The following is a 25,637-nucleotide window of genomic DNA, read 5'->3' on the forward strand; positions in this document are numbered from 1 at the left end:
GCTCAGCGCGTGCAGGCTCGGCGGGTGAAGCGCGACGTGGAGGACGGCATGGCCGCAGGCCGGTTCGCCGTGGTCGACCCGGTGATCGCCCTGACCGTGCTGAACGGCAGCCTGCTGGTGCTCCTGGAGCTGTGGTGCAACCAGCCCGAGGCCGACAGCGACCAGGCCGCAGGCACGATGGCCGAGATGGTCCTGCACATGCTCGGTCTCTCCCCGGATGAGGCCCGTGACCTCGCCGGGCGGCCCCTCCCGCTGCAGCGTGAAGAGGATCCTGTCGCGCACGGGCCCACTGGCGCCGACTGCGCACCGATTCCCACGGCCTGCGTAATGTCCGGGGTGGCTGGTCTCTTTTGCCGCTGTCGCCGCCCACAGCCTCAGAGTTGGATGGGCAGGTGGCGGGGTCCGCGGAGCATGGCGTTCTGCCGGTAGGGCGGCGGGTCCTGGACCAGGCGTGCCGTGCCGAGGTGGGGGAGCAGTGCGCCCAGTGCGGCTTGGGCTTCGATGCGGGCGAGGGGTGCGCCGTAGCAGACGTGGATGCCGCTGCCGAAGCCGAGGTGCTCGTTGTCGGGGCGGGTGGGGTCGAACCGCTCGGGGTCGTGGAACCGCCTGGGGTCGCGGTTGCCCGAGGCCAGCACCAGAACGACGGGGGTGCCTTGGGCGATCGGGGTACCGGCGACGTCGATGTCGGCGAGCGGGATGCGCTCACGGATGTGGACCGGAGGTTCGTAGCGCAGCAGTTCCTCCACCGCTCGCGGCAGCAGGTCGGGGTCACGGCGCAGTTGGTCCAGGTGCTCGGGTTGGCGCAGCAGGGTGAGCACCCCGTTGGTGATCAGGTTGACCGTGGTCTCGTGTCCCGCGATGAGGAGCAGCACGGCGGTTTCCGCGAGTTCCTCCTGGGTGAGCCGCAGGGCCGGGTCCGGTTCGTTGATGAAGGCGGAGAGCATGTCGTCGCTCGGCTTGCCACGGCGCTGTTCGGCGAGATTGACCAGGTACCCGCCCATCTCGATGCGCGCCTGGTCGCCCGCCTTGTCGGTCTCGGTGGTGTCCTGTTCGGGCCTGACGTCGGCGGCTGCGACCAGGGCGTCGGACCAGGCCCGGAACAGCGGCTCGTCCTCGTGCGGTACGCCGAGCAGGCGGCAGATCACCGTGACGGGCAGCGGGTAGGCGAAATCGTCGACGACGTCGATCTGCCGGCCCGCCTCGAAGGACTCCATCAGTTCCTTGGTGATCCGGTCGATCTCGCCGCGCATGGCATCGACCCGGCCCGGGTTGTGCGGCGGGCCGAAGGGCCGCATGGCGAGGGTGCGCAGCCTGTGGTGCTCCGGGTCGTCGAGCCGCAGGAACGGCGGCTTGTGTGTCACTTCGCCACGGCTGCGGGGGTCGGCACTCATCCGCGGGTCGTGGAGCAGAGAGGCGATCTCGTGGTAGGTGCCGACCAGGTAGCTGCCGTCTGCCTGCTGCACCACGGGACCGGCCTCGCGGAGTTCCGCGTAGAGCGGGTAGGGGTTGGGGCGACTGGCGTAGTCGGTGATCCGTGCCAGCAAGGTCTCGGAGGGCATCGTGGCTCCTCGTGGTTGGGCGGGACGGGGGTCAGCGGGTGGGCTGCACCACCGTCAGCCGGCGGTCGGGCAGGTATCCGGTGAGCGCCACGGTGGGGCCGTGCGACAGCCCACTCGGATCCGGCACGTCCGACGGAACCGCGATGTCGGCCGCGATCGCGCGGTCCGCCGCGCCGGGTGGGGGCGGGAACGGCGCGGCCGTCTCGATCAGGTGCCGGTAGTAGTCCAGTGACTTGGCCATGTCGACGGTGACGGCGGCGGTGACCCGCCCCTGGTAGCCGTAGACCATGGCCAGGCGGCGCGCCTCCAGAGAGCCCTGGGCGATGACCACGTGGTCGGAGTAGGTGGGCACGCCCACAGATTTGATGTTGAGTCCGAACTGGGTCGACCAGAACGTCGGGATGGCCAGGTGCGGGCGCCGCAACGGCCCCGGACTGACCATGTTGTGGGCCGCCACCTCGGCCTGCTCGACCGCGTTGCCCCAGTGCTCCAGGGAGAGCATCTGGTAGCCGAACAGCGGGTGCGGGAAGCGGGAGACGTCACCGGCCGCGAAGACGTCGTCGGTGACGATCCCGTACATGTCGAAGGCCCGGCAGCCGGCGTCGCAGGCGATCCCGCGCGGGCCCGCCGCCAGCCCGGACTCCGCCAGCCACTCGACGTTGCGGATCGCGCCCAGCGCCACGACGCACACGTCGGCCTCGACGCGGCTGCCGTCGGACAGGTCGGCGCCGGTGAAGCTGCCGTTCCCGCGCAGGGCGGTGACCGTCACCCCGGTGCGCAGGTCGACGCCGTGGTTGCGTTGCATGGCGGCCGCGAGTTTCCCGAGGGTGCCACCCAGCGCGCCCACCAGGGGCGCGGGGCCGCGTTCGGCGACCGTGACCTCCAGCCCCCGTTCCCGGCAGGCGGAGGCGATCTCCGAGCCGGTGAAGCCGCCGCCGATCACCAGCACCCGCTCCGGCCCGGCGGCCAGCCGCTCGGCCAGCGCTGCGCCGTCCTCGCAGGTGCGCAGGGTGAATACCCCGTCCAGGGCGCCCTCGTCCTGGTTGGGCCAGGGCCGCGCGCGGGTCCCGGTGGTGATCAGCAGCCGGTCGTACGGCAGCGACTCGCCGTCATCCAGCAGCACCTGTTTCGCGAGTGGGTCCACGCCGGTGGCGCGTACGCCCAGCCTCCACTCGGCGTCCGGGTCCCGGCGCATCGGCAGCCCGGTGGTGTCCGCCGTCGCCTGCCCGAGCAGCACCTGCTTGGACAGGGGTGGCCGGTCATAAGGCGGGTGGGGCTCGTCCCCGACCACGGTCAGCGAGCCGGTGAAACCCTCCTCGCGCAGCGCCTCCGCGGCCCTGAGCCCGGCCAGCGAGGCTCCGACGATGACGATGCGGCCGTCCTCGAGGTCACCGGGCACCGCTGCTCACCTCTTCCCCGAGGAGGATCGCCTGCACCGGGCACGCCGCCGCGGCCTGGCGCACGCGCTCGACCTGGTCGTCGGGGACGGCCGTGGCGTACAGCAGCCCCTCCTCGCCATGCAGCTCGAATACGTCCGGCGCGAGAAAGACGCACTGTGCGTAGCCCTGGCAGCGCGTGAGGTCCACAACGGTCTGCATCCCCACCACTCCCTCCGTTGTCTCACCCCTCTTTTCCAGCATGGGGCCAGACCCGGGGGCCCGCATGCCACGGCTGCGGAGACGGAAATCCCGGGCAGCTCGCCCCTCGAGGGCGAGGGCTCAGCCCTGGGACGTGGTCGAGTCCGAGGTCGCGCCGATAGGCGGTCGACGCGGTCCGGGCGAGGGCATCGAGCCGTTCATGCCGCTGCTTCAGCCGTGCGGGCCATTTCCGCCGCCTGGACAGTTCCATACGTTGTATGGTAATCCTTGTAGAGCACTTCCATACGCAGTATGGAAAAGCATTGACCACGCCAGGCGCCGCACTTCGCCTGCATTGATGGTGCAGATCGCACCAGTCGGGAAGGGAAGACCATGAACAAGCTCACGAGGCGCATTGCTGTCACCGCTACCTCCGTGGCGGTCGCGGGTGTCGCCGTTCTCGGTGCCGGGGGCACCGCTTCGGCCGCGACTTCTGCATCCGCGCATGTCCAGCGCCCGGCCGTCAGCGTCAACGCCGACGACTACCGCTGGGACCACGGTGTCGGCTACCTGATCGACCTGGGCTACTCCTGGGACGAGATCCATGGCTGGCACCGCGACGGCCGGGATGAGATCAACGGTCGCGGCACCGCTTCGGCCGCGACTTCTGCATCCGCGCGTGTCCAGCGCCCGGCCGTCAGCGTCAACGCCGACGACTACCGCTGGGACCACGGTGTCGGCTACCTGCTCTTCGTACAGGGCTATTCCTGGGACGAGATCCGTGGCTGGCACCTCGATGGCCGGGATGAGATCAGCGGTCGCTGACCGCCGCCAGGCAGGAGCGAAAGTCGATGGAGAGTTTGAAGCCCGTCATGCAGGGGGTGGCCGTGCAGCTCGTCATCTCGCGCACCTACTCGCTATCCATGCGTATGAGCCTGCGGTACGAGACCACTGATCCCTACGTCGTCCGTGCCGCCTTTTTCACCGACACCGACGAGCCGGTCGAATGGGTCCTGGGGCGCGATCTTCTGGCTGATGGCCTGAGGGGTTCCGCCGGCTGTGGGGACGTCCGGGTCTGGTCGGCCGTCGGCCGTGGTGACCAAGCGATGTACATCGTCCTCGGGTCACCCGCGGGCACCGCTTTGCTCGAGGTTCCCGTGGAGGACGTCAAGGCCTTCTTGGAGAACACGGAGGCGGTGGTGCCACGGGGTACCGAGTCCGGACACATCGACTGGGACCTCGAGCTGGCGAACCTGTTTGCAAAGGGCTGAGAGAAGCCCCCGACCCCCGTGCCGCTGGGGACCTTTGCCCCGGCGGCAGAAGAGAAGGAAAGAGTGTTCATGTCTCAGTACCAGCTTCGTGTCTACACACTGCGCAGCCCTGAGGCGCTCGTCGCCTACGAGAACATCTGGTCCAAGCACATTCCCGGTATGGCCAAGCACAGGATCACCACACACGGCGTCTGGACGGTGCCTCCGGCCCCCGGGAGTGAGGAGCGCCAGCTGTACGCCCTCGTTTCCTATCGGGACGCCGACGACGTTCAGGAGCGGTTGCAGGCGTACTTGTCGAGCCCCGAATTCCGCGCGGACATGGAGGGCTTCGACATGGGCCAGATCGTTGGCGTCGCCGAGTCCGTGCTGACGCCCACCGCCGACTCGCCCTTGCGGTGACAGGTACCGAGCCGCTCGAAGTCTGCGGCGACCTGCTCGTTCGTGCCAGAACGCCGCGCAACTCCGCCAAGGCGCTCGCCGGACGGCAACGGGCATGGACGAGATCGGCGAGGTCGGGGGCACGGTTGCAGTTGCCGAAGACCCGGCTGAGTGCCCGTCAGTACGGGGCAGCCGACGCCCGGTGACATGGAGGCCAGCCGACCGGGGGGCGAACGGGTACCGGCACCGCGCGCCAGGCTTCGGCTGCTGCCGCGTCCGCAGATCGGCCGTCGAGTCATGTGCAAGGGTCGTAGTCCGGAGTGCGACCGAGCCGCACCGTAGCGTCCCGGGTCCTGGACACTGCCGGACGCCGTGGTCCTGGGACCGTACTAGGCCGGGGGTCATGCGCACCACCCAGGTGAGCGCACCAGGGGCAAGGGTGAGCGTGAGGTGGCGTAGGGCAGGCTTCGCCCGCAGGGCGCGCAGGAGTGCACCATCAGGTCGGCCACAGATTGGTCGCCCGGCCCAGCCGCAGCACACCGCGCATCTGCTGCGGCCGCGTGGACAGGGCCTTTCCGGATGACGGGTGGCTCCTCATGCGCCGCGGCCTAAGCCCGCCCGAGTACGGGCTGGCCTCAGGCCTCAATGCTTCAGGACTGCCCAACAAATGGCCGGCGCCCTGGCCGTCCGTCATACATCGGCGGCAAGTCGGCTCTCCAGACCCGTGATGAGCGTGTCCAGCGCTAGACGGAAGACACCGTTCTCGTCACTGCCTGGAGGGGCGAGCCCGTCTTCGCAGACAGTGGGGGGTTTGAGGCTCGACCACTGGTGGAGCGCGCCATTGAGCTCGGCGGTGAGGACACCGGTGATGACGGCGCACACGAGAGCGGCGATTTGCGGGAGCTCGGAGTGCGGCACCCCAGCGGCGTCCAGGATCGCTGCGAGCGAAACCCAGAACGGGTCTTCGGGCTGGATGAAGTCCGCCTGGTGGCTGAACGAGTAGGCCATGAGCTTGGGGTGGCGGTGCGCCAGCGTCCGGAAATCCGTGGCGAGCAGGCGGATGCGCTCCTGCCAGGGGGCATCCTCCAGCGTCACGGTGCGGAACTGGGTGCCGACCATTCTCGCCACGCCGCGCAGCACGGCGTCCTTGTTCGGCACGTGGTGGTACAGCGACATCGGGTTCGCATCGAGCGCGGTCGCGAGTTTGCGCATGGTGAGCGCCTCGGCCCCGTCCGCGTCGATGAGCCGCAGGGCGGCGGCATAGATCCCGGCCTCGGTCAGAGGCACGTCCCTCTTTCTTGTTCCCCGCGGGGGACGCTTCGCCTTTTCCATACGCGGACGGTATCAGTTTCATACAGCGTACGGAAATGACTTCGGCCACACGGCGACATGACGGTCGCCCGCATGGCTCCGGGTTGCGGTCGACTTTCCATACGACGTATGGTACCAATTCCATACGGCGTACGTTTCCGTGGTGCACCCCGGTACCGCCGCCGCCCTTGCCCGTCCCCTCTCTGCACAGAGGAGCAAGCCATGACCACACAGCCCAAGAACGACCTGCGACCCATCCGGTCTCCGCGCGGGGTCCCCTTCCTCGGCCACACGCCGCAGATCCCCAGCACCAACCCAGTGGAGTACTTCGGCAAGCTGTCCAAGCAGTTCCCCGAGGGCATCTACGGCATGGACATCGCTGGTATCGAGCAGGTCTTCGTCTGGGACCCGGACCTGGTGGCCGAGGTCTGTGACGAGACGCGGTTCTTCAAGCAGATCGACAAGACGCCGCTGGCCCATGTCCGGGACTACGCGGGAGCTGCCCTGTTCACGGCCCACCAGCACGAGGAGGAATGGGGCATGGCGCACCGGGTCCTCCTCCCGGCGTTCAGCCAGCGGGCGATGAAGGGCTACTTCGGGCAGATGCTGGAGATCGCCGAGAACCTGGTGGGCAAGTGGGAGAGCCGGGAGGGCCGGCCGGTCAACATCACCGATGACTACACCCGGCTGACCCTGGACACCATCGCCCTGACGGGGTTCGGTTACCGGTTCGACTCCTTCGCCAAGGAGGATCTGCACCCCTTCCTCAACGCGCTGCTGGAGGCCCTGATCGAGTCGCTGAGGCGCTCGCAGGAGCTGCCGATGATGACCAAGATGCGTAAGGCGGATGACAAGAAGTACCGCGAGAACATCCAGCTGATGCGGGACCTGGTCGAGAGTGTGATCAAGGAGCGTCGTGATGGGAAGGGCACCGCTGAGGATGACCTGCTGGGTCTGATGCTTGAGGCCACCGACCCGGAGTCCGGCAAGGGGCTGGAGGACGACAACGTCCGTGACCAGGTGCTGACGTTCCTGATCGCGGGTCACGAGACCACCAGTGGTCTGCTGTCGTTCGCCACGTACTCGCTGATGCGTAACCCGCACATCCTGGCCCAGGCCTACGCCGAGGTGGACCGGCTGCTGCCGGGCGACACGGTCCCGGACTACGACACGATCATGCAGATGGACGTGATCCCGCGGATCCTGGAGGAGACCCTGCGCCTGTGGGCTCCCATCCCGATGATCGGCAAGTCCCCACTGGAGGACACCGTCATCGGCGGCTGCTACGAGCTGAAGAAGGGAGCGCGGGTCAACATCCTCGAGGGCCCGCTGCACACCCACCCCAAGGCGTGGGACCGGCCGGAGGAGTTCGACATCAACCGGTGGCTGCCGGAGAACCGGGTCAACCACCACCCGCACGCCTACAAGCCGTTCGGCAACGGCGTGCGTGCCTGCATCGGCCGGCAGTTCGCGCTCACCGAGGCCCGTCTGGCCCTCGCGCTGGTGCTGCAGAAGTTCAAGTTCGCCGACACCGACGACTACAAGTTGGACGTCAAGGAGGCGCTGACGCGCAAGCCCGGCGGCTTCGAACTGAACGTGCGGGCCCGTCAGGAGCACGAGCGGACCGTGTTCGGCGCAGTGGACCTGCAGACCGACGACACGCAGGCGCAGGCCGCGGTCAGCGGTGTGGGGGTGAACCTGACCGTCGCCTACGGCTCCAGCCTGGGCTCGTGCGAGGACCTGGCGCGCACCATCGCCGACCGCAGCGAGCGCTCCGGGTTCGGCACCACCTTGGTCGGCCTGGACGAGCTGGGTGACAACCTGCCCACCGAGGGCCTGCTCGTGGTCGTGGCCTCCAGCTACAACGGCAAGGCCCCGGACAACGCGCAGCGTTTCGACGACCTGCTCGCCGCCGGACTCCCGGAGCACTCGCTGTCCAACGTGCGGTTCGCGCTGCTGGGCGCCGGCAACACCCAGTGGGTGGCCACCTACCAGGGCTTCCCCAAGCGGATCGAGGCAGGCCTGCTGGCAGCCGGCGCCACCCCCGTCATCGAGCGCGGCATCGCGGATGCCGCCGGTGACTTCGACGGCATGGCCGCCCGCTGGATGGACACCCTGTGGACCACCCTGGCCGAGGAGTACGCGGCCGACACCTCCCAGGCCAGCGGCCCGCGCTACCAGGTGCAGCTGCTGACCGAGGCCGACGTGCGCCCCGCGATCGTCTCCGAGCAGGCCTACTCGCTGACCGTCGTCGCCAACGAGGAACTCGTCAACGACGCGACCGGGCTGTGGGACTTCAGCATCGAGCCGCCCCGCCCGGCCGCGAAGTCCATCACCATCGAGCTCCCCGACGGCGTCACCTACGACACCGGCAACCACCTGGCCGTCTTCGCCAAGAACGAGCAGGACCTGGTCAACCGCGCCCTCGCCCGCCTCGGCGTCGACCGCGACCAGGTCCTGCGCCTGGAACTGCCGGCCGGCGGCCGCACCCACCTCCCGGTGGGCACCCCCGTGACCGCAGGCCTGCTGCTCACCGAGTTCCTGGAGCTGCAGGACGTAGCCACCCGCTCCCAGATACAGACGCTGGCCGAGCACACCGAGTGCCCGTGGACCCGGCCGCAGCTGCAGGCCTACACGGCCGACACCGCAGAATCCGAGGAGCGCTACCAGACTGAGATCCTGGGCAAGCGGGTCTCCGTGCTGGGCCTGCTGGAGCGCTTCCCGGCGGTCGAGCTGCCGCTGGCGGTCTTCCTGGACATGATGGGCCCGATCCGCCCGCGGTTCTACTCCATCTCCTCCGCCCCGTTGGCCAACCCGCGCCACGTGCGCCTGACCGTCGGCCTGCTGGAAGGCCCGGCCCTGTCCGGCGACGGCCAGTACCGCGGCACCTGCTCCTCCTACATCGCAGGCCTCGAGCCCGGAGACGTCTTCTACGGCTACGTGCGGGTGCCCTCCCCGACCTTCGCTCCGCCGGCCGACCCGGCCACGCCGCTGGTCCTCATCGGCCCGGGCACCGGCATCGCGCCGCTGCGCGGATTCCTGGAGGAGCGCGCCTCGCAGCAGGAGAACGGCATCGAGGTGGGCCTGTCCCAGGTCTTCGTCGGTTGCCGCCACCCGGAGCACGACTACTTCTACCGGCAGGAGATGCAGGACTGGGAGCAGGCCGGGATCGCTCAGGTGCACACCGCCTACTCCGCGGTGACCGGCCACCCGGCCCGGTTCGTCCAGAACGCCATCGCCAACGCCGCCGACACCGTGTGGCAGGCCATCCAGGACGGCGCGTACGTCTACGTCTGCGGTGACGGCCGCCGCATGGCACCCGCCGTGCGTGAGGCGCTGGCCGCCGTCTACCGGAAGCACACCGGCAGCGACGACGAGGCCGCCCAGCAGTGGCTCGCCCAGCTCGAAGCGGACGAGCGCTACCAGCAGGACGTCTTCGCCTGACACCCAGACGCCGGGAGGGTGCGGCGGTCCTGACACCCGCACTCCTCCCGGCCACCACTCCCCGCGAGGCACCACACGGCACCCATCGGCCCGAACCGCCGGGCGTGCCGCTCACAGAAAGCAGATCACCATGGACACCATGCTCGCCGGACGCTTCCACCTGGACAGCAAGAAGTTCGCCGTGGAGGAGGTCCCCGTCCCCGTTCCGGGCCCGGGTGAAATCCTGATCGAGGTGAAGGCCGCAGGCGTCTGCCTGTCGGACGTCCACCTGCTCGACGGCTCCCTCGTCCCGCTGTTCGCCACCTCCGACACGGTCACCGTCGGCCACGAGGTCGCCGGTGTGATCCACACCCTCGGCCCCGACCTCAAGCGCGGCCTGACCGTCGGTACCCGCGTCACCCTGGAGGCCGGCAAGACCTGCGGCCAGTGCGCCGGCTGCGTGCGCAGCCGCCCCTGCACCCAGATGCGCACCGCCGGCATCGACTACGACGGCGGCTGGGCCCAGTACACCGTCGCCCGCGAGGACACCCTCATCCCCATCCCCGACAACCTCCCCTTCGACCAGGCCGCGATCATCCCCGACGCGGTCTCCACCCCCTACGCCGCCGTCGTCACCACCGCGGGTGTACGCCCCGCCCAGTCCGTCGGCGTCTGGGGCGTGGGCGGAGTCGGCGCGCACAACGTCCGCGTGGCCCGCCTGGCCGGCGCCGCGCCGATCATCGCCGTCGACCCGCTGCCCAGCGCCCGCGAACGCGCCCTGGCCTTCGGCGCGGACTTCGCCCTCGACCCGGCTGCCGACGACTTCGCCGACCAGGTCCGCGCGGCCACCGCCGGACGAGGCCTCGACTTCGCCTTCGACTGCGCCGGCGTGCCCGCCGTCCGCGAGCAGGCCGCCGCCGCACTCGGCCTGGGCGGCTCCCTCATCCTGGTCGGCATCAGCCCCAGGCCCCTCACCATCACCGAGGGCCTGACCTTCAACTACCTGGGCAAGCAGGTGCGCGGCCACTACGGCGGCAGCCCCGAGTCCGTCACCGAGCTGGTCCGGCTGGCCGAGGTCGGCCGTCTCGACCTGGCCCCCTCGATCACCGACCACATCCCGCTCGCCGAGGCCGCCGACGCGGTCAACCGGCTGGAGAACAAGATCGGCGACCCGATCCGCCTCATCCTCGTCCCCTGACAACTGAACAGAAAGTTCATCAAGACCACCTCGGGCAGGGGTGAGTGGGCGCCGGTGCTTGAGGGAGCACCGGCGCCCACGGTTTCCCGGTATCCGGGTCTGGCGCATACCGACTCCGGGTGGGCAGGTGAAGTCGGGCAGGGCGAGCCGGGTCATACCTCTGTGCGGGACGCACCGAGGTGCTGGTCGCCGCGGGAGGAACGGAACGCGAGGTCTGCCGGTGCCGGTGAGCGCTACGCCGAAGTGGAGAATCAGCTGACCTTGTCCGCGTTCAGGTGGACGCCGACAGGTGCTGCATCGTTAGCCGGTCGAAGCCCCCGAGGCAGCTCGCGATCGTCTCGGTGGGCCGGGCGAGATGGTGCTCATACGACCCCAGGAATACCCTCCAAATCCAGCGCTGCCGCGGCCGAGAAGAGGTCCGGTGCGCCCAGGGCACACTCCGCCCAAACCGTCTTGCCACGTCGGGCGTGGCGCGTTCCCCAGTGCTCCGCGAGTTGGGCGACGAGGAACAGACCTCGCCCGCCCTCGTCGAAGACACGGGCCCGGCGCAGGTGCGGAGTCGTGTTGCCGGCATCCGCGACCTCGCACATGAGGGTGCGATCGTGGATGAGACGCAGCTGGATGGGAGGCCGGCCGTAGCGGATGGCGTTGGTGACCAGTTCGCTGACGATCAGTCCAGCGGTGAAGTCGAGTTCCTCCAGCCCCCAAGTGGTCAGCTGCTCGGAGACGCTCGCTCTGACCCGGGCGACCTCGGCCGGGTCGGCATCCACGTCCCAAGTGGCGACCTGACGGTCTCCGAAGGGGTGGGTGCGGGCCAGGAGGAGTGCCACGTCGTCGCGCGGTCGGTCTGCGGGCAGCAGCGCCTCAAGGACGGTGTCACAGGTCGCCTCCAAGGAGGCGGAGGACTGCTCGAGCGCGCGGCACAGTCGGGTCAGGCCCGCCTCGACGTCGTGGTCGAGGGCCTCGATCAGGCCGTCGGTGTAGAGGGCAATGAGGCTGCCCTCGGGCAGGTCGATCTCCGTCGCCTCGAACGGCAGGCCCCCCAGGCCGAGTGGCGGGCCGGCGGGCAGCTCGAGGATGTCGGCGGTGCCGTCCCGGGTCATCACGACGGGCAGCCCGTGGCCCGCTCGGGCGAGGGTGCAGCGGCCGGCGACGGGATCATAGACCGCGTACAGACAGGTGGCGCCGATGTCCCCTGCGGATTCGGTGTCCGCTTGGGCAGAGACTTCGGAAGAGACTTCGGAAGAGACTTCGGCGGCCAGGCGGATGACGACGTCGTCCAGGTGGGTGAGGAGTTCGTCGGGCGGCAGGTCGATGTCGGCGAGGGTGCGCACGGCGGTCCGCAGCCGACCCATGGTGGCGGCTGCGTGGATGCCGTGGCCGACCACGTCGCCCACCACGAGTGCGACCCGGGCGCCGGACAGCGGGATGACGTCGTACCAGTCGCCGCCCACGCCGAGCTGGGCGGCAGCAGGCAGGTAGCGGCAGGCGACCTCCACGGCGGACAGCGCGGGTGTACTGCGCGGGAGCAGACTGCGCTGGAGGGTAAGGGCGGTGGCGCGGGCGTGCGTGTATTGACGGGCGTTGTCGATGGCGAGTGCCGCCCTGGCCGCGACCTCCTGGGCGAGGAGCAGGTCCTCGTCCCCGTACGCGTCGGCCTTATGATGACGGAAGAACTGAGCGACACCCAGCGTGGTACCACGGGCGCACAGCGGTACCAGCAGCATTGATGCGGTCGGACCGAGGTGGTGCCGTGAGGGCCGGCCGGTGATCAGGGCGCGAGCCGGGGGTGATCCGTCCGGATACCTTTGGAGCTGCTGCGGCGGAACCGGTGACTCCCCGTAGATCGCTTCCAGGGAGTTCGTCTCGGGGCAACCCTCCATCACCGACCGCTGGGCAACTCGGCGGACCACGAGTGTGCCCTTCGCAGGAGGCTCGTCTGCGGAAGACGTGTCGAGGAGGTCGACGGTGACGGCGTCGGCGAAGTGTTCGGTGGCCAGGTCCGCCAACTCCTGGGCCGTGCGGGCGATGTCCAGGGTCGTTCCGACGCGTACGCTCGCCTCGTTCACCACCGACAGCCGCCACTGCAAATGGCGATCCCGCTCCGCCTGGAAGGTAAGGACGCCCGTCTCCGATGTGCGGTCCAGGTACCCGGTCGTCAGTGCGATCAGCTTGCGTGTCTCCGCGTTGATCAGCTCTGCATCGCTGGTGAGCCGGGGCAGCTCTTCGAGCAGCCGGTCGAGGATACGACCCTGCGCGAGCCGGAAGGCGCGCAGCATCGCTGTGACCGGCTTCCCGCGCTGAGCCAGCCGACGCGCGCGCTCTGCGTCTGCGGCTGGCGGATCGATCCTCCATGGCTCGATGTCGTGCTCGATGCCGGAAAGTACGGCAATGACGTGCTCGGCGACGTTCTCCCGCGTCATCTGCGCGATGTCTGGTTCGTCCCACAGCTCGGGGACCTCGCGCCGCAGGTATTGCTCTACGTCGTGGATCAGCTCGTCCGCTCGCGGACTGAGCACATGCGCGGCACGGGACAGAAGGCTGTCCGCGGTCGGGTCCACGCTAACGACGTTACGCCGTCCTGGTGGACCGCGAAGCCTTAGCCAGCTATGCGGTGTCCGGGTGGGAGCCCGGTCTCACGGGCTGGTCGTGGTCGAGGACGAGGGGGCCGCGCGGCCACCGGCGACCTGGGTGGCGCCCACGGCTTTCCGGTGCCCACGGGGCCCGGCACAGCCGGTGCTCCGGGTCAACCGAGGTGGGGCAGCGGCCGTCGGGTCACCTGATGGGCGTCGTCCGGCGGGACGCCGAGCATGCGCAGGACCATTTCGGCCAGGTCCGAGGCGGCCTCGTCGCCGTCGAGGTCGGGGCGGGCCAGCCGCAGCGCCACGAGGGACAGCAGGGTCCCGCCGAGGGCGGACAGGGCGGTGGTCGGGTTGGTGCAGGTGAAGCGGCCCGAGGCGATGCCGATCTCCAGGTCGCGCAGGGCTCGAGGGGCGAGGCCCCGGTCGGTGTGGATCTGAGCCAGCCCGCGGTCCCGCAGGATCCGCATGAGTTCAGGGTGGGAGTCGGCCATCTGGGCGGTGAGCCGAAAGCCCGCCGCGACGAGCTCGGCCGGGTCGTCGATTCCTTGTACGCGCTCGTCGATGACCTGCCCGAACTCGTCCAGGGCGTCTGTCACCGCGGAGTCGAACAGCTCCGTCTTGGACTCGAAGTGGTTGTAGAAGGAGCCGAAACCGACGTCCGCGCGCTCGGCGATGGCCTGGATGCTGGCGCTGGTGTCCCCCGTCTCCGCGAGGATCTGCCGGGCCGCACGGACGAGTGCCTGACGGGTCTCGGCGCGGCGCCGCTCGAAGCGGTTCTTGGGCAGGGCTGACGTCGGCATACGGCGAGTGTAACAACCGTCGCGATGAGTCTGCCATTACTGATGGGATTATCAATTATTTGAGTCCACCCTATTGACGATGGGTAACGCCAAAGTTGATGATTTCCTCATTACAGCAGTGTTGCTTGGAGGACACCATGTCCCACACCCCCGTTAACAGGGCCGCTCCCCAGACGCCCCACCAAGACCTCCACAGTGAGCAGGGCGCCTTGCGCGGTGAGCATCCGGGACGGTCCCGGAATCCCGTGATCAAGGCGGCCGACCTGGCCTGGCTGGAGTTCGAGAAGCCCGACCTGGACCAGGCCGAGGTCTTCGCCCGTGACTTCGGGTTCGCGATCGCCGCCCGCACCGAGGGCGAACTGTGGCTGCGCGGCACCTTCGCCGGCTCGCCCTGCATGGTGATCCGGCGTGGGCGTGCCTCGCGGTTCATCGGGCCGGCGTTCCGCGCGGCCGAGCGGGCCGACCTGGACCGGCTGGCCCGCGCCACCGGCAGTACCGTCCGGGACATCGGCGTACCGGGCGGTGGGCAGTCGGTCGCCCTGCTCGATCCCTCTGGCCTGCCGGTCCGGGTCGTGCACTGCACCGAGCAGCTGCACGCGCTGCCCGAGCAGGAGCCGCTGACCCTCAACTTCGGTACCGATCACCGTCGTACGAACGCCACCCAGCGTCCGCCCCGTGAGCCGTCCCGTATCCAGCGGCTGGGCCATGTGGTCCTGGAGACACCGGTGTTCGCCCGCACCCTGGACTGGTACCTGGACACCCTCGGGATGATCGTGTCCGACTTCCTGTTCCTGGACGGGCAGCGCGGGCGCGGGCCGACGATGGCGTTCATCCGGTGCGACCAGGGGAGCGTGGCCGTCGATCACCACACGCTGGCCCTGCACCTGGGGCCCGGAACCGGCTACGTCCACTCCGCCTACCAGGTCACCGACCTCGACGCGATCGGCGCCGGCGGGGAGTATCTGACCGAACGCGGTTACCAGCGCAGCTGGGGCATCGGCCGGCACATCCAGGGGAGCCAGCTGTTCGACTACTGGCGCGACCCCGACCACTTCATGCTGGAGCACTTCGCCGACGGCGACCTGTTCTCCTGCGACCTGGAGCCCGGCTGGGCGCCGATGTCGGCGAGCGGCCTGGCCCAGTGGGGCCCGCCGGTCACCCGAGACTTCCTGGGCGCCACCCCGTCCCCCGCCAAGCTGCGCGAGGTCATGACGGCCCTGCGTGGCGACAACGAACTCGATCCCGCACGCCTGCTGGGCCTGATGAAAGCGATGAGCTCATGAGCACCAACGTTCTGCGCACCAACGACGGCTGGTGGGTCGTCCGGGACGAGCGCGCCGTCCGCGTCGAGACCAAGGCGGTCACCACCGCCGAGCTGCTCGCCGACCGGGACGCGGTCCGCGAGGCCGCCGCCTCCGCCGAGAGCGGCACGCCCGTCGCCGACCTGGTGGCGCTGCCCCCCGTCACCACCCCTTGCCGGGTGGTCGCCCAGATGGTCAACTACCGCAGCCACGCCAAGGATTCGGGCTTCACCGGCGACATCCCGCCCACCTTCTTCCGCAAGGCGTCCGGCTCGGTCAGCGGCCCCCATGACACGATCATCCGTCCCGCGCACGTGAAGTTCCTCGACTACGAGGTGGAACTCGGCCTCGTCATGGGCACGACCCTGCCCGTGGGCACCGTCGTCGAGGAGCAGGACCTGCCGCGCTACGTCGCCGGCCTTGTCCTGACCAACGACGTCAGCGCCCGCGACGTCCAGCTGACCAAGACCCAGTTCTACGAGAGCAAGTCCTATCCGACCTTCACGCCGACGGGGCCGTACCTGGCCCTGCTGGAGCCCGAGGACTTCGCCCATCTGCTGAACCTGCGGCTGCGGCTGTCGGTCAACGGCGTGTCGCGCCAGGACCGCACGCTGGCCGACATGATCGTACGGCCCGCAGAGGCGCTCACCCTGCTCGCCCGCTTCCAGACCCTCGCCCCCGGCGACCTGCTGCTGACCGGCACTCCCGGCGGCACGGCCCTGAAGGCCCCGCCCAAGGCGGCCGAGAAGATCGGTGCGCTGCTGCCGCCCGCACTGAAGTGGAAGGCCTTCTTCAAGGGCCAGGCCAAGAACCCCAAGTACCTGCGCAACGGTGACCTCATCACCGCCACGATCGCCACCCCGGACGGGCGGATCGACCTCGGCGAGCAGCGGACCCCCGTGACGGACGCATCATGAAGGCCGCATCCCAGAGGCCGGTGGTGATCATCGGTGGGGGACCCGTCGGGGTCACGGCCGCCCTCCTGCTCGCCCGGCACGGAGTGCCCAGCTTGATCCTCGAACGCCACCAGGACATCTACCCCCTGCCACGTGCCGTCGTCGTGGACGACGAGATCCGCCGGATCCTGCAGAGCCTCGGTGTCCACGAGGAATTCGCCGCCCTCGCCCGCCCGGCGCCCGGACTACGGCTGCTGGACGCCCGGCGCCACGTGATCACCGAATTCCCGCGGTCCATGCACGGACTCCACGGCTTCCCGCAGCTGAGCATGTTCAACCAGCCCGAGCTGGAACGCCTGCTGCGTGACGCCTTGGCGCGCCGCCCGGAGTGCGAGCTGTGGAGCGGGGTGGAGGTCGTGTCCGTCACCCAGTCCGACACGCAGAACACCGACGCACCCGGAGATCCGACGGGTCCGGTCCGGGTCACCTTCCGGCGCGACGGCAGCGACGAGGAAGAGCACCTGTGGGCCGATGCCGTCCTCGGCTGCGACGGTGCGGGCAGTCTCACCCGTGACGCCATCGGCGCCGTGTGGGAGGACCTGCACTTCGAGGAGAGCTGGCGGGTCATCGACGTGCGCACCAGCCGCCCGGTGCGTACCTGGGAAGGCGCCGAGCAGATCTGCTGCCCCACCCGGCCGGCCACCTTCATGCGCATCAGCGAGGACCGCTACCGCTGGGAGTTCCGGCTGGCCGATGGCGAGAACCTGGACGGTCCGGACGGATGGGAGCGCCTGCGCGAGCTGGTCGCCCCCTGGGTGGACCTGCCGTCCGACGCCTCGCAGGGCGACGACTTCGAGGTGATACGACAGGCGCAGTACACCTTCCAGGCCCGTCTCGCCGACCGGTGGCGCAGGGGGCGCGTCTTCCTGCTGGGCGACGCCGCCCACCTCACCCCGCCCTTCGTCGGGCAGGGTCTGTGCTCCGGCCTGCGCGACGCCAACAACCTCACCTGGAAACTCGCCCGCGTCCTTCAACAGGGCGCACCCGAGGGGCTGCTGGACACCTACGAACGCGAGCGCAAGCCGCACGCCCGCCATGCGATCCGCGTCGCGGTCGCCGTCGGCTGGGCCATGACCGGCGGACAGGACCGCGGTGCGGCGTTCCGCCGGGCCGTGGTGGGCGCGGTCTGTCGCGTCCCCGGCGTGACCGCGGCGGTGAGCCGTGACCTCAGCCCCGCCCTGAGCGCCGGTCCACTCGTACGGCGCCGCCCCAGGCTGACCGGCCGCGTGCTGGCCGGCACCTTCTGCCCGCAGCCCTGGGTACGGCATGACGGCAGGCGAGTGCGCCTCGATGACGTCCTCGGGGACTCCTTCGCCGTCCTGACCGCTGTGCCGCCCACGGCGCAGATGACGGCCGTGGCCACGGCACTGGGCGCCCCGACGGTCCACGTCGACGACCTGGGCGACGACGGCACCCTGGCCGGCTGGCTGGCACGCGGCCGTGCCGACGCCGTCCTGCTGCGCCCCGACCGCGTCGTGACGGACACCGTCCCGGCCGGCACCGGCGACTTCACGGACACCGTCGCCTGGGCCCCCCTGCTGCACACGGCCCGCCGCACAGCCGACGCCCGGCCCGCCTGACGAGGAGCACCACACCATGACCACCCCGCACCCCGCGCCGTATGCGGACCCCTTCTTCACTCCCGACCCGGAGTCGGCCGCCCACAGCCGCATTGCGGACTTCGCCCGATGGGCGGCCCGGCACCGGGGCGCCGAAGGGATCCAGGACCCCACGGACTACCGTGCCCTGTACCAGTGGTCCGTCACCGACCTCGAAGGGTTCTGGGCCGCGGTGTGGGAGTACTTCGACATCGACGCGACGACTGAGTACGAGCGGGTGCTGGCCGAGGAGACCATGCCCGGCGCCCGCTGGTTCCCCGGTGCCACCCTCAATTACGTCCATCACGCGCTGCGCAACCTGCAGCCGGACGCTCCCGCGATCACCGCCCTGGACGAGACCGGAGCCGGCTATGAGATCACGGGCCGGGAGCTGCGCGCCCGGGTCGCCTCCGTCGCTGCCAGCCTGCGCGACCTGGGCGTCGGACAGGGCGACCGGGTGGTGGGCTATCTGCCCAACACCCCCCACACCATCGTCGCCTTCCTTGCCACCGCAAGCCTGGGCGCGGTGTGGTCGGTGTGCGGCCAGGACTACGCGCCCAAGGCCGCCGCCGACCGTTTTGCCCAGCTCGAACCCACGGTGCTCATCACCGCGGACGGCTACCTGTTCGACGGCACCACCCACGACCGCCGCGATGCCTCGCTCGAACTCGCCGCCGCCCTGCCGACGGTGAAGGCCACCGTGCTCGTGGACCACGTGGGCCTTGCCTGGCCCGAGGGCGGGGACTCGGGGCTGACGATTCCCTGGGAGGACGCGGCCACCCGCGCCGAGTACCTCACCCTCGCCCCGGTGCCGTTCGACCACCCCCTGTGGGTCGTCTTCTCCTCCGGCACCACCGGCCTGCCCAAGGGCATCGTCCACGGGCACGGCGGGGTCCTGCTCGAACACCTCAAGATGCTCGGCCTGCACACCGATCTGGGCACCGGGGACCGCCTGCTGTGGTACACCACCACCCACTGGATGATGTGGAACCTGGTCGTCTCCACCCTGCTGACCGGCGCGACCACCTGCACCTACGACGGCAGCCCGGCACCGCAGGCGCGTCCGGACGTCCTGTGGGAGCTGGCGGCCCGTCACAAGGTCACCGTCTTCGGCACCAGTCCTCAGTACCTGCGGGCCATGTCCAAGCTGGGCATCGAACCCTCCGTGCACGACCTGTCGGCCATCCGCGCCGTCGGCTGCACCGGCTCCGCTCTGCCCGCCTCCGCCTACCCCTGGGTCCGCGACCACGTGGGCGCAGGCGTCCAGCTGGCCTCCACCAGCGGCGGCACGGACATCGTCTCCGGCTTCGCCGGCAGCGCCTCCACGACCCCCGTCTGGGCGGGGGAGCTGTCCGCCCCCGGCCTGGGCGTGGCGCTGGCCGCCTACGACGCGACGGGCACCCCTGTCCTCGATCAGGTCGGCGAACTGGTCGTCACCCGGCCCATGCCGTCCATGCCGCTGTACTTCTGGAACGACCCCGACGGCAGCCGCTACCGCGCCGCCTACTTCGGCGCCTACCCCGGTATATGGCGGCACGGCGACTGGATCACCCTCACCTCGCACGGCTCGGTGATCGTCCACGGCCGCTCCGACGCCACCCTCAACCGCAACGGCGTACGCATGGGCAGTGCCGACATCCACGACGTCGTCGAACGCCTCCCCGAGATCACCGAGGCCCTCGTCATCGGCGCGGAGGAACCCGACGGCGGCTACTGGATGCCGCTCTTCGTGGTCCTCGCCGACGGGGTCGACCTGGACGATGCCCTGCGCGAGAAGATCCGCGACGCGATCCGCGCCGGCGCCTCACCCCGCCACGTGCCCGACGAGATCCTCGCCGTACCGGCTCTCCCGCACACGAAGACCGGCAAGAAGCTCGAGGTCCCCGTCAAGCGACTGCTCCAGGGCGCCCCCGCCGAGCAGGTCCTGAACCCCGCGGCGGTCGACCACCCCGAACTGATCGCCTACTTCGCCCGGTTGGGCGCGGAGCGGAACAAGCGGTCAACACACCACACATGACGTCGGTCAGGGGACCACAGGCCCACGTGACAGGACCAGGTCCTTGTGCCCCGCCCGGCTCCGCAAACCCCGTCCCCACGGGGTGGTGCCGGGGCGGTCACCCCGCCCCGGCACCACACACAACCGAAGTAAGAGAGAAATGATGAGCTTGACCGACCGCGAACCGCAGGCCCTCGATGTCCTCGACGACGCCGGACGAAAGGTGCTGTTCACCGAGGCCCGCACCGCGAACACCTTCGCCGAGGTGGCCGTTTCCGACGACGAACTCGCCCTGATCTGGGAACTCGCCCGCTGGTCGCCGAGCGCCGCGAACGGTCAGCCTCTGCGTGTGCTCTTCGTGCGCACCGACGAGGGCAAGGAGCGACTGGTCCGGCATCTCGACGAGGGCAACAGGGCCAAGACGCTCAGTGCGCCGGCCGTGGCGGTCCTGGCGTACGACGTCGACTTCCACGAGCAGATGCCGACCGTCTTCCCGGCTCGCGGCGACATGCTGCGAGCGGCGTTCGCCGACCAGACGGAGAAGCGCGAGAGCCTCGCGGCCTACAACTCGGCATTGCAGACCGGGGTCTTCCTGCTCGCCGTGCGCGCGGCGGGGCTGGCGGCTGGTCCCATGGCGGGCTTCGACCGGGCCGGCGTGGACGAGGAGTTCTTCGCCGGTACCAGCTGGCGCTCGCATCTGGTGGTCAACATCGGTCACCCCGGTGCCGACCCGTGGTTCCCGCGGCTGCCCCGCGTGCCCGCCGAGGACGCCGTCGCCTATGCCTGAGGGCACTGACGCCGCCAGGTAGATGAGAGGCGCCATGCCGTGGGCGCCGGTGCTCTTCCGAGTACCGGCGCCCATTCTTTACCGCGGTGGTTGTGATGGACTTTCCGCAGAGGTGTCACGGCACGAGACCAGGGCGCCGACCGGCACCGTGACAATAAATGCGCCGTCCTGCCGAGCTCGCGCATCACCCGCTGTCAGTCGGCCTGTTGCTCGGCGGGCCGCAGCCCGGCGGTCCACTTCTCCTCGATACGGCCGAGCTTCCGCACGGCCAGGGCAGCAGCCCACGTGGTGAAGAACAGGCCGACGATGACGAAGCCGATGGTGTTGAGGTCCAGGCCGCTGATCCAGTCCCAGAACGCGCCGTGCAGGCCGGCCTTGTCGGCGAGCAGGCCCAGCAGTTCGGCGGTGCCGATGATCAGCGCGACGGCGATGGACAGGCCGGTGATGGTGAGGTTGTAGTAGACCTTCCGTACCGGCTTGGAAAAGGCCCAGCCGTAGGCGAAGTTCATGAAGGATCCCCCGATGGAGTCCAGCAGGCTCATGCCGGCCGCGAAAAGGACCGGCAGGCAGAGGATGGCGTACCAGGGCAGGCCGGAGGCGGCTCGTTCCTGACTGTCGGCTTCGAGCACTTCGTGGACTGGATGCAGCACACCACCGAGTGGGACACCAAGATCGCCCCGTGGATCGAGAAGTCCGGCGGCTTTGAGTCGCTCACGGGCGACAAGACGCGCGAGGGATTCGAGGAGCACATCCTCGGGAGCATGGCCGGCATGAGGCAGATCCTGCAGGACGGGCAGCAGAAGGCCGCCGCCTACTGGAACCCGGTCAGCTCCCTGACGATGTCGGAGATCATCAAGGCCGACCGGATCAACGCCGCCTTCCAGGAGGTCCTGGACGACCCCGCCGCCGAGGAGGCCCTCCAGCACCCGGCCCACAAGCCGCTGCTCGCCCAGGCCGCCAGCTGACCCACACCCCGGAGGGGGCGCCACCCCACGCCCCCTCCGGGACCTCGGTATGACCGCGACTCGAAGCGGTGCGACCACGACTCGAAGCGGTATGACCACGACTCCAGCCGGTCCAACGACGATCGAGGCCGCGACAACCGGTGAGACATGGGCCGTCGGCGCGGGTGGGCTCAGACCGTGCACGTCGCCGTGATACCCGCCGGCGGTAGGCAGGCGTCCGCTGATCTGAGGATCAGCCCCTCCTGACCGCGCCCGGGCGGCGGGCAGGAGGGGCTCAACGGCACCCTCGTGCCTGTACCTGTAGACATTCCATACACTGTACGGAACAAGGTGGTACCGTACAGCGTATGAAACATCCGCGCCGACTTCGCCCGCCCGGAAGGCACCCGTGGGCGGGGCTCGGGGCTGCGTCGGAGCCGGCTGGACAGCCGGCGTCCGCTCCAACCCCGCCTTGGCCCACTTCGTCCTGCCGCTCGGCCCGCGTGGCCACATCGACACCCTGCACCCTCCAGGTCGGGGGCCTCGACCACGTGTGGGTCGCGGGCGACAACGCCCAGGTTCCCGACCTGGTCGCCGAAGAGGGCGCGTGATGCCCTCCCGACGCGCAGCACGCCGTACGCGACCCCAGTGTTCGCCGACAACGTGATCACGGTTCCGCGCGGCCGTCCGCCGAAGGAGTACCGGCACAAGAACCTGGGCGCGGTGGCCCGCACGGCCTCCGGCGTCGCGATCTTCTTCACCGAGGCGGTCACGCCGTCCCGCAGCCGTACTTGATCTCTCCACCCCATTTCTTGTCCCTTTCTCCTGCCGTCATACCCCCCCGTCCGCTGCCTGGAGGGCTGCCCCTATGTCACACAACGCAATCGCCGCCGCTCGCGGCGCTGAGACCACACCGAAGAATGGGCCTGACGACCCGTCACACCAGCGTCGCTGGTGGATTCTGGTGGTCATTTCCCTCGCCCAACTGATGGGAGTCCTCGACGGCACCATCGTGAACATCGCTCTGCCGTCCGCCCAGCGCGACCTGGGCTTCTCGGACGCCGACCGGCAGTGGGTGGTCACCGCCTACGCGCTGACCTTCGGCAGCCTGCTACTGCTCGGCGGCCGGGTCGCAGACCTGGTCGGGCGGAAGGTCACCTTCCTGGTGGGTCTGACCGGCTTCGCGGCCGCTTCCGTACTGGGAGGCGCGGCGAACAGTTTCGGCATGCTCGTCACCGCGCGCGGGATCCAGGGCCTGTTCGCTGCCCTGCTGGCCCCGGCCGCGCTGTCGCTGCTGATGACGACCTTCACCGAACCGCGCGAGCGGGCGAAGGCCTTCACCGTCGCAGGCTCGGTCGCCGGTGCGGGTGGAGCCATCGGCCTGATCCTCGGCGGGGTGCTGACCGAGTACCTGGACTGGCGCTGGACCATGTACGTCAACGTGGTCTTCGCGGTGGTGGCGTTCGTCGGTGGCACAGTTCTGCTGCAGCGCACCCCGCGAGACACGTCCGCCAAGCTCGACGTCCCCGGCACCCTGCTGGTCTCCGCCGGCCTGTTCTGCCTGGTCTACGGTTTCTCGAACGCCGAGACGCACGGCTGGGGTTCGGTGGCGACCTGGGGCATGCTGGCGGCCGGCGCCGTACTGGTGGCCCTCTTCGTCTGGCGGCAGAGCAGGGCGGCATATCCGCTGCTGCCCCTGCGGGTCCTGCTGGACCGTAACCGCGGCGCCTCCTTCGCCGCCCTCTTCGTCAGCGGCGCGGGCATGTTCGGCGTGTTTCTGTTCCTGACCTACTACATGCAGCAGAGCCTCGGTTTCAGCGCACTGGAGACCGGCTTCGCCTTCCTGCCCATGATCGTGGCATCGTCGTCCGCCGCCGCCGTGGCCGCCAACGTCCTGGTGCCGCGCATAGGCCCCAAGCCGGTGGTACCGGTGGGCATGGCCATTGCGGCCGCCGGCCTGGTCTGGATGACCACGCTGGACCTGAACAGCGGATACGTGACGCACGTAGTGCCACAGCTGGTGCTCGTCGGCATCGGGCTGGGCGCGGTCATCGCGCCCGCGATGAGCCTGGCCACCTCCGGTGTGGCCGCGGCCGACGCCGGAGCCGCGTCCGCTGCCGTCAACACCGTCCAGCAGGTGGGCGGGTCCATCGGCGTCGCCCTGCTCAGCACGATGGCCTCCGAAGCCGTCACCGACTACCTCTCCGGCCGCAACCCCAAGGAGCCCGGCGTCCTGGCCCAGGCCGGCCTCGAGGGCTACTCCACCGCGTACTGGTGGTCGGCGGCCATCTTCGTCATCGGCCTGGGCGTGACCGCCCTGATCTACCGCCGTGGTGTGCCCCAGCAGGACGAGAACGCCGCGCCTGTCGTTCACATGTGATCAACGAACGGGTCTGTCCGAGACGGGCGCGGGCCGTGCTGCGGTCACCTGCTGCGACAGCTGCCGTGCACGAGGAATAACAAGGGGAAGTGTCCGGGCGCCTTTGACGGGGTCGTGCGGATTCTCTGAGGCTGCCCCGTTTCTCATTCGAGAACAAGATCGGCGATCCGATCCGCCTCATCCTCGTTCCCTGACGAGTCGACCGAGCGCGACGGGCCGCCCCGGCGACGGAGCCGGCCCATCGCGCCACCAACACCCCCAACCGCCGCCCCGGAGAAGCAGACCGACATGCGCGACTCACGCACCGCCACCGCCACCGCATCCAGCGACAGCAGCAGTCCGACACGCCTGTCGGCAGCCACGGGTGCGCACCCGCGTGACGGGTCCCTCTCCGCTTCGGCGACGGCTCTACGGTGACCGCCGACCTCGCCACCTTCCACCACCTCGCCGACGGGCAGGAACGCCTGGCCGTCATCCTCGGCGAACCCGCCACTGGTCGGCCCCCGCTGGTGCGCCTGCACTCCGAGTGCCTGACCGGCGACGTCTTCCGATCGGCCCGCTGCGATTGCGGCCCCCAGCTGTGCGAGGCGGTCGAGCGCATCGCCGACCGCGGAGGCGTCCTGCTCTACCTCCGCCAGGAGGGACGCGGCATCGGCCTCTACAACAAGCTCGACGCCTACGCCCTCCAGGACCAGGGCCTCGACACCTACGAGGCCAACGTGGCCCTCGGCCTCCCCGAGGACGGCCGCGACTACACCGCCGCCGCTCAGATGCTCGCCGCCCTCGGCGTCTTTGAGCTGGACCTGCTGGCCAACAACCCGGACAAGGCGGCCCAGCTGCGCACCCTGGGGCTTACGGTGACCCAGCACGTTCCCACGGGTGTCTTCACCACAGCCCACAACGTCCGCTACCTCCGTAGCAAGGTCGTCCACACCCAGCACACGCTGCCGCTGACGAAACTGACGGGGGGCTGACGGCCGATGGCCATCGGGTCATGGCCCCCTGTCGTCACCGGGATGCCGCGCGTGACCAGACAAACGGGCCGCGTTACCGAGGAGGAAGACGTGTCGCCGGCGCCAGCGGTCGCGATGCGAACACGGAAGCTGTACTCGGTAAGCCGTGGGGTCGTTCTCGTCCGTCCGCCACCGGATCCCCGTGGTACCCGCCTCCGTGTTCAAGGCCGCTTTGACTCCGGGCAGCCCTGCCGGTGGCCCTCCCCGACTCGAGGCACCAGGAGTGAAACCCGGGCCCGCTGGCGAGGGAGACGTTCGCATATGGCCCGCCGACGAGCATGGCCGCTGCGACTCGTACATCCTTCTCAAGCCGCCATCTGGTACGGCCTTGCTCAAAGCCTGGACGCAGGAAATCAAGATTTTCCTCCAGGAAACGGAGGTCGTGGTGCCCAGGGAGGCCGAGCCCGGGTGGATCGACTTGGACGCTGTGCTGGCGCACTTCCTCGCCGAAGGAAGAAGGCGGCCCAGCTGCCACTCACCGAGAGGCCGGGTCGCTCGGGGCCCCTCGTCACCGAATCCTGTTAGCGTGCCCACCCTGAGGCTGGCAGACTGAATTTGTGCTT

At 69.7% G+C, this 25,637-nt stretch carries 22 protein-coding genes and 2 pseudogenes; 16 read left to right on the plus strand and 8 right to left on the minus strand.

Features of this window, described 5'->3' with window-relative positions:
* Positions 1-24 precede the first annotated feature (24 nt).
* Entirely contained in the window at positions 25-429 is a 405-nt protein-coding gene (locus OG574_RS40810; protein WP_323136462.1) for a hypothetical protein, read from the plus strand.
* Here the strand turns inward: OG574_RS40810 and OG574_RS40815 are convergent.
* From OG574_RS40815 to OG574_RS40825, 3 genes are read right to left on the minus strand one after another with little or no spacing between them, the layout of a single operon-like run.
* On the minus strand, positions 375-1,559 hold the full coding sequence (locus OG574_RS40815; RefSeq protein WP_266570924.1) for a cytochrome P450: 1,185 nt from the start codon (positions 1,557-1,559) through the stop codon (positions 375-377). The genes OG574_RS40810 and OG574_RS40815 overlap by 55 nt on opposite strands.
* A 31-nt stretch (positions 1,560-1,590) precedes the next feature.
* Positions 1,591-2,958 (minus strand): NAD(P)/FAD-dependent oxidoreductase, encoded by a 1,368-nt coding sequence (locus OG574_RS40820; protein WP_326777288.1) that lies wholly within the window; start codon positions 2,956-2,958, stop codon positions 1,591-1,593.
* The gene (locus OG574_RS40825) at positions 2,948-3,157 is read right to left on the minus strand and encodes a ferredoxin (RefSeq protein WP_100595393.1); all 210 of its coding nucleotides are present in this window, start codon (positions 3,155-3,157) and stop codon (positions 2,948-2,950) included. Before OG574_RS40825 ends, OG574_RS40820 begins: the two co-directional genes overlap by 11 nt.
* Before the next feature lie 372 nt (positions 3,158-3,529).
* On the opposite strand from OG574_RS40825, the gene OG574_RS40830 reads away from it, so the two are divergent.
* The 3 genes from OG574_RS40830 to OG574_RS40840 all read left to right on the plus strand — a co-directional run bounded on the left by OG574_RS40830 (position 3,530) and on the right by OG574_RS40840 (position 4,806).
* The gene (locus OG574_RS40830; RefSeq protein ID WP_266931573.1) at positions 3,530-3,961 is read left to right on the plus strand and encodes a hypothetical protein; all 432 of its coding nucleotides are present in this window, start codon (positions 3,530-3,532) and stop codon (positions 3,959-3,961) included.
* A gap of 26 nt (positions 3,962-3,987) precedes the next feature.
* Complete coding sequence (locus tag OG574_RS40835) at positions 3,988-4,407, plus strand: SsgA family sporulation/cell division regulator (RefSeq protein WP_326777289.1); 420 nt, start codon at positions 3,988-3,990, stop codon at positions 4,405-4,407.
* Between the two features lie 69 nt (positions 4,408-4,476).
* Entirely contained in the window at positions 4,477-4,806 is a 330-nt protein-coding gene (locus OG574_RS40840) for an NIPSNAP family protein (RefSeq protein ID WP_326777290.1), read from the plus strand.
* 669 nt (positions 4,807-5,475) lie between these two features.
* On the opposite strand, the gene OG574_RS40845 is transcribed toward OG574_RS40840, so the two are convergent.
* Complete coding sequence (locus tag OG574_RS40845; protein WP_326777291.1) at positions 5,476-6,072, minus strand: TetR/AcrR family transcriptional regulator; 597 nt, start codon at positions 6,070-6,072, stop codon at positions 5,476-5,478.
* A 246-nt stretch (positions 6,073-6,318) separates the two neighbouring features.
* Here OG574_RS40845 and OG574_RS40850 point away from each other — a divergent pair, with 246 nt between their 5' ends.
* Positions 6,319-9,540, plus strand: a complete 3,222-nt coding sequence (locus tag OG574_RS40850) for a bifunctional cytochrome P450/NADPH--P450 reductase (protein ID WP_326777292.1) — start codon at positions 6,319-6,321, stop codon at positions 9,538-9,540.
* A 130-nt stretch (positions 9,541-9,670) separates the two neighbouring features.
* The gene (locus OG574_RS40855) at positions 9,671-10,717 is read left to right on the plus strand and encodes a zinc-binding dehydrogenase (protein ID WP_326777293.1); all 1,047 of its coding nucleotides are present in this window, start codon (positions 9,671-9,673) and stop codon (positions 10,715-10,717) included.
* 362 nt (positions 10,718-11,079) lie between these two features.
* Here the strand turns inward: OG574_RS40855 and OG574_RS40860 are convergent, their stop codons facing one another.
* On the minus strand, positions 11,080-13,278 hold the full coding sequence (locus OG574_RS40860) for an ATP-binding SpoIIE family protein phosphatase (protein WP_326777294.1): 2,199 nt from the start codon (positions 13,276-13,278) through the stop codon (positions 11,080-11,082).
* A 185-nt stretch (positions 13,279-13,463) separates the two neighbouring features.
* On the minus strand, positions 13,464-14,099 hold the full coding sequence (locus tag OG574_RS40865; protein WP_326777295.1) for a TetR/AcrR family transcriptional regulator: 636 nt from the start codon (positions 14,097-14,099) through the stop codon (positions 13,464-13,466).
* A 137-nt stretch (positions 14,100-14,236) separates the two neighbouring features.
* Here OG574_RS40865 and OG574_RS40870 point away from each other — a divergent pair, with 137 nt between their 5' ends.
* The 5 genes from OG574_RS40870 (at position 14,237) to OG574_RS40890 (ending at position 20,737) form a co-directional block, all read left to right on the plus strand.
* Positions 14,237-15,382: a VOC family protein gene (locus OG574_RS40870; RefSeq protein WP_326777296.1), complete on the plus strand. Its 1,146-nt coding sequence runs from the start codon at positions 14,237-14,239 to the stop codon at positions 15,380-15,382.
* Complete coding sequence (locus OG574_RS40875) at positions 15,379-16,317, plus strand: fumarylacetoacetate hydrolase family protein (protein ID WP_326777297.1); 939 nt, start codon at positions 15,379-15,381, stop codon at positions 16,315-16,317. The genes OG574_RS40870 and OG574_RS40875 overlap by 4 nt, the downstream gene beginning before the upstream one ends.
* Positions 16,314-17,936: a bifunctional 3-(3-hydroxy-phenyl)propionate/3-hydroxycinnamic acid hydroxylase MhpA gene (gene mhpA / locus OG574_RS40880; RefSeq protein ID WP_326777298.1), complete on the plus strand. Its 1,623-nt coding sequence runs from the start codon at positions 16,314-16,316 to the stop codon at positions 17,934-17,936. Before OG574_RS40875 ends, mhpA begins: the two co-directional genes overlap by 4 nt.
* Before the next feature lie 16 nt (positions 17,937-17,952).
* On the plus strand, positions 17,953-19,971 hold the full coding sequence (locus tag OG574_RS40885) for an acetoacetate--CoA ligase (RefSeq protein ID WP_326777299.1): 2,019 nt from the start codon (positions 17,953-17,955) through the stop codon (positions 19,969-19,971).
* 142 nt (positions 19,972-20,113) lie between these two features.
* The gene (locus OG574_RS40890) at positions 20,114-20,737 is read left to right on the plus strand and encodes a malonic semialdehyde reductase (protein WP_326777300.1); all 624 of its coding nucleotides are present in this window, start codon (positions 20,114-20,116) and stop codon (positions 20,735-20,737) included.
* Positions 20,738-20,931: 194 nt separating this feature from the next.
* On the opposite strand, the pseudogene OG574_RS40895 reads toward OG574_RS40890, so the two are convergent.
* Positions 20,932-21,339 (minus strand): annotated as a pseudogene (locus tag OG574_RS40895) (HoxN/HupN/NixA family nickel/cobalt transporter); the annotation flags it as partial.
* Positions 21,340-21,378: 39 nt separating this feature from the next.
* On the opposite strand from OG574_RS40895, the gene OG574_RS40900 reads away from it, so the two are divergent.
* From OG574_RS40900 to OG574_RS40910, 3 genes and pseudogenes are all read left to right on the plus strand, one after another.
* Positions 21,379-21,702 (plus strand): hypothetical protein, encoded by a 324-nt coding sequence (locus OG574_RS40900; RefSeq protein WP_326777301.1) that lies wholly within the window; start codon positions 21,379-21,381, stop codon positions 21,700-21,702.
* A gap of 421 nt (positions 21,703-22,123) precedes the next feature.
* A pseudogene (locus OG574_RS40905) lies at positions 22,124-22,410 on the plus strand (NAD(P)/FAD-dependent oxidoreductase); the annotation flags it as partial.
* 139 nt (positions 22,411-22,549) lie between these two features.
* Complete coding sequence (locus OG574_RS40910; protein WP_326777302.1) at positions 22,550-24,061, plus strand: MFS transporter; 1,512 nt, start codon at positions 22,550-22,552, stop codon at positions 24,059-24,061.
* 143 nt (positions 24,062-24,204) lie between these two features.
* On the opposite strand, the gene OG574_RS40915 is transcribed toward OG574_RS40910, so the two are convergent.
* The gene (locus OG574_RS40915) at positions 24,205-24,423 is read right to left on the minus strand and encodes a hypothetical protein (RefSeq protein ID WP_326777303.1); all 219 of its coding nucleotides are present in this window, start codon (positions 24,421-24,423) and stop codon (positions 24,205-24,207) included.
* 51 nt (positions 24,424-24,474) lie between these two features.
* On the opposite strand from OG574_RS40915, the gene OG574_RS40920 reads away from it, so the two are divergent.
* Together OG574_RS40920 and OG574_RS40925 are read left to right on the plus strand one after the other, a co-directional pair.
* A complete protein-coding gene (locus OG574_RS40920) occupies positions 24,475-25,035 on the plus strand; it encodes a GTP cyclohydrolase II (protein ID WP_326777304.1) in 561 nt (186 codons plus the stop codon).
* 262 nt (positions 25,036-25,297) lie between these two features.
* On the plus strand, positions 25,298-25,627 hold the full coding sequence (locus OG574_RS40925; RefSeq protein ID WP_326777305.1) for an SsgA family sporulation/cell division regulator: 330 nt from the start codon (positions 25,298-25,300) through the stop codon (positions 25,625-25,627).
* The last annotated feature ends 10 nt before the right edge of the window (positions 25,628-25,637 follow it).

Origin of the sequence: Streptomyces sp. NBC_01445, assembly GCF_035918235.1 — a bacterium.
In the GTDB taxonomy this organism is placed as follows: Bacteria; Actinomycetota; Actinomycetes; order Streptomycetales; family Streptomycetaceae; genus Streptomyces.

Coding starts and splice junctions, on each gene's coding strand:
- OG574_RS40900 (WP_326777301.1), top strand. CDS start 21,379: ATGCAGCACACCACCGAGTGGGACACCAAGATCGCCCCGTGGATCGAG.
- OG574_RS40825 (WP_100595393.1), bottom strand. CDS start 3,157: ATGCAGACCGTTGTGGACCTCACGCGCTGCCAGGGCTACGCACAGTGC.
- OG574_RS40830 (WP_266931573.1), top strand. CDS start 3,530: ATGAACAAGCTCACGAGGCGCATTGCTGTCACCGCTACCTCCGTGGCG.
- OG574_RS40840 (WP_326777290.1), top strand. CDS start 4,477: ATGTCTCAGTACCAGCTTCGTGTCTACACACTGCGCAGCCCTGAGGCG.
- mhpA (WP_326777298.1), top strand. CDS start 16,314: ATGAAGGCCGCATCCCAGAGGCCGGTGGTGATCATCGGTGGGGGACCC.
- OG574_RS40890 (WP_326777300.1), top strand. CDS start 20,114: ATGAGCTTGACCGACCGCGAACCGCAGGCCCTCGATGTCCTCGACGAC.
- OG574_RS40815 (WP_266570924.1), bottom strand. CDS start 1,559: ATGCCCTCCGAGACCTTGCTGGCACGGATCACCGACTACGCCAGTCGC.
- OG574_RS40835 (WP_326777289.1), top strand. CDS start 3,988: ATGGAGAGTTTGAAGCCCGTCATGCAGGGGGTGGCCGTGCAGCTCGTC.
- OG574_RS40865 (WP_326777295.1), bottom strand. CDS start 14,099: ATGCCGACGTCAGCCCTGCCCAAGAACCGCTTCGAGCGGCGCCGCGCC.
- OG574_RS40850 (WP_326777292.1), top strand. CDS start 6,319: ATGACCACACAGCCCAAGAACGACCTGCGACCCATCCGGTCTCCGCGC.
- OG574_RS40885 (WP_326777299.1), top strand. CDS start 17,953: ATGACCACCCCGCACCCCGCGCCGTATGCGGACCCCTTCTTCACTCCC.
- OG574_RS40910 (WP_326777302.1), top strand. CDS start 22,550: ATGTCACACAACGCAATCGCCGCCGCTCGCGGCGCTGAGACCACACCG.
- OG574_RS40870 (WP_326777296.1), top strand. CDS start 14,237: ATGTCCCACACCCCCGTTAACAGGGCCGCTCCCCAGACGCCCCACCAA.
- OG574_RS40855 (WP_326777293.1), top strand. CDS start 9,671: ATGGACACCATGCTCGCCGGACGCTTCCACCTGGACAGCAAGAAGTTC.
- OG574_RS40875 (WP_326777297.1), top strand. CDS start 15,379: ATGAGCACCAACGTTCTGCGCACCAACGACGGCTGGTGGGTCGTCCGG.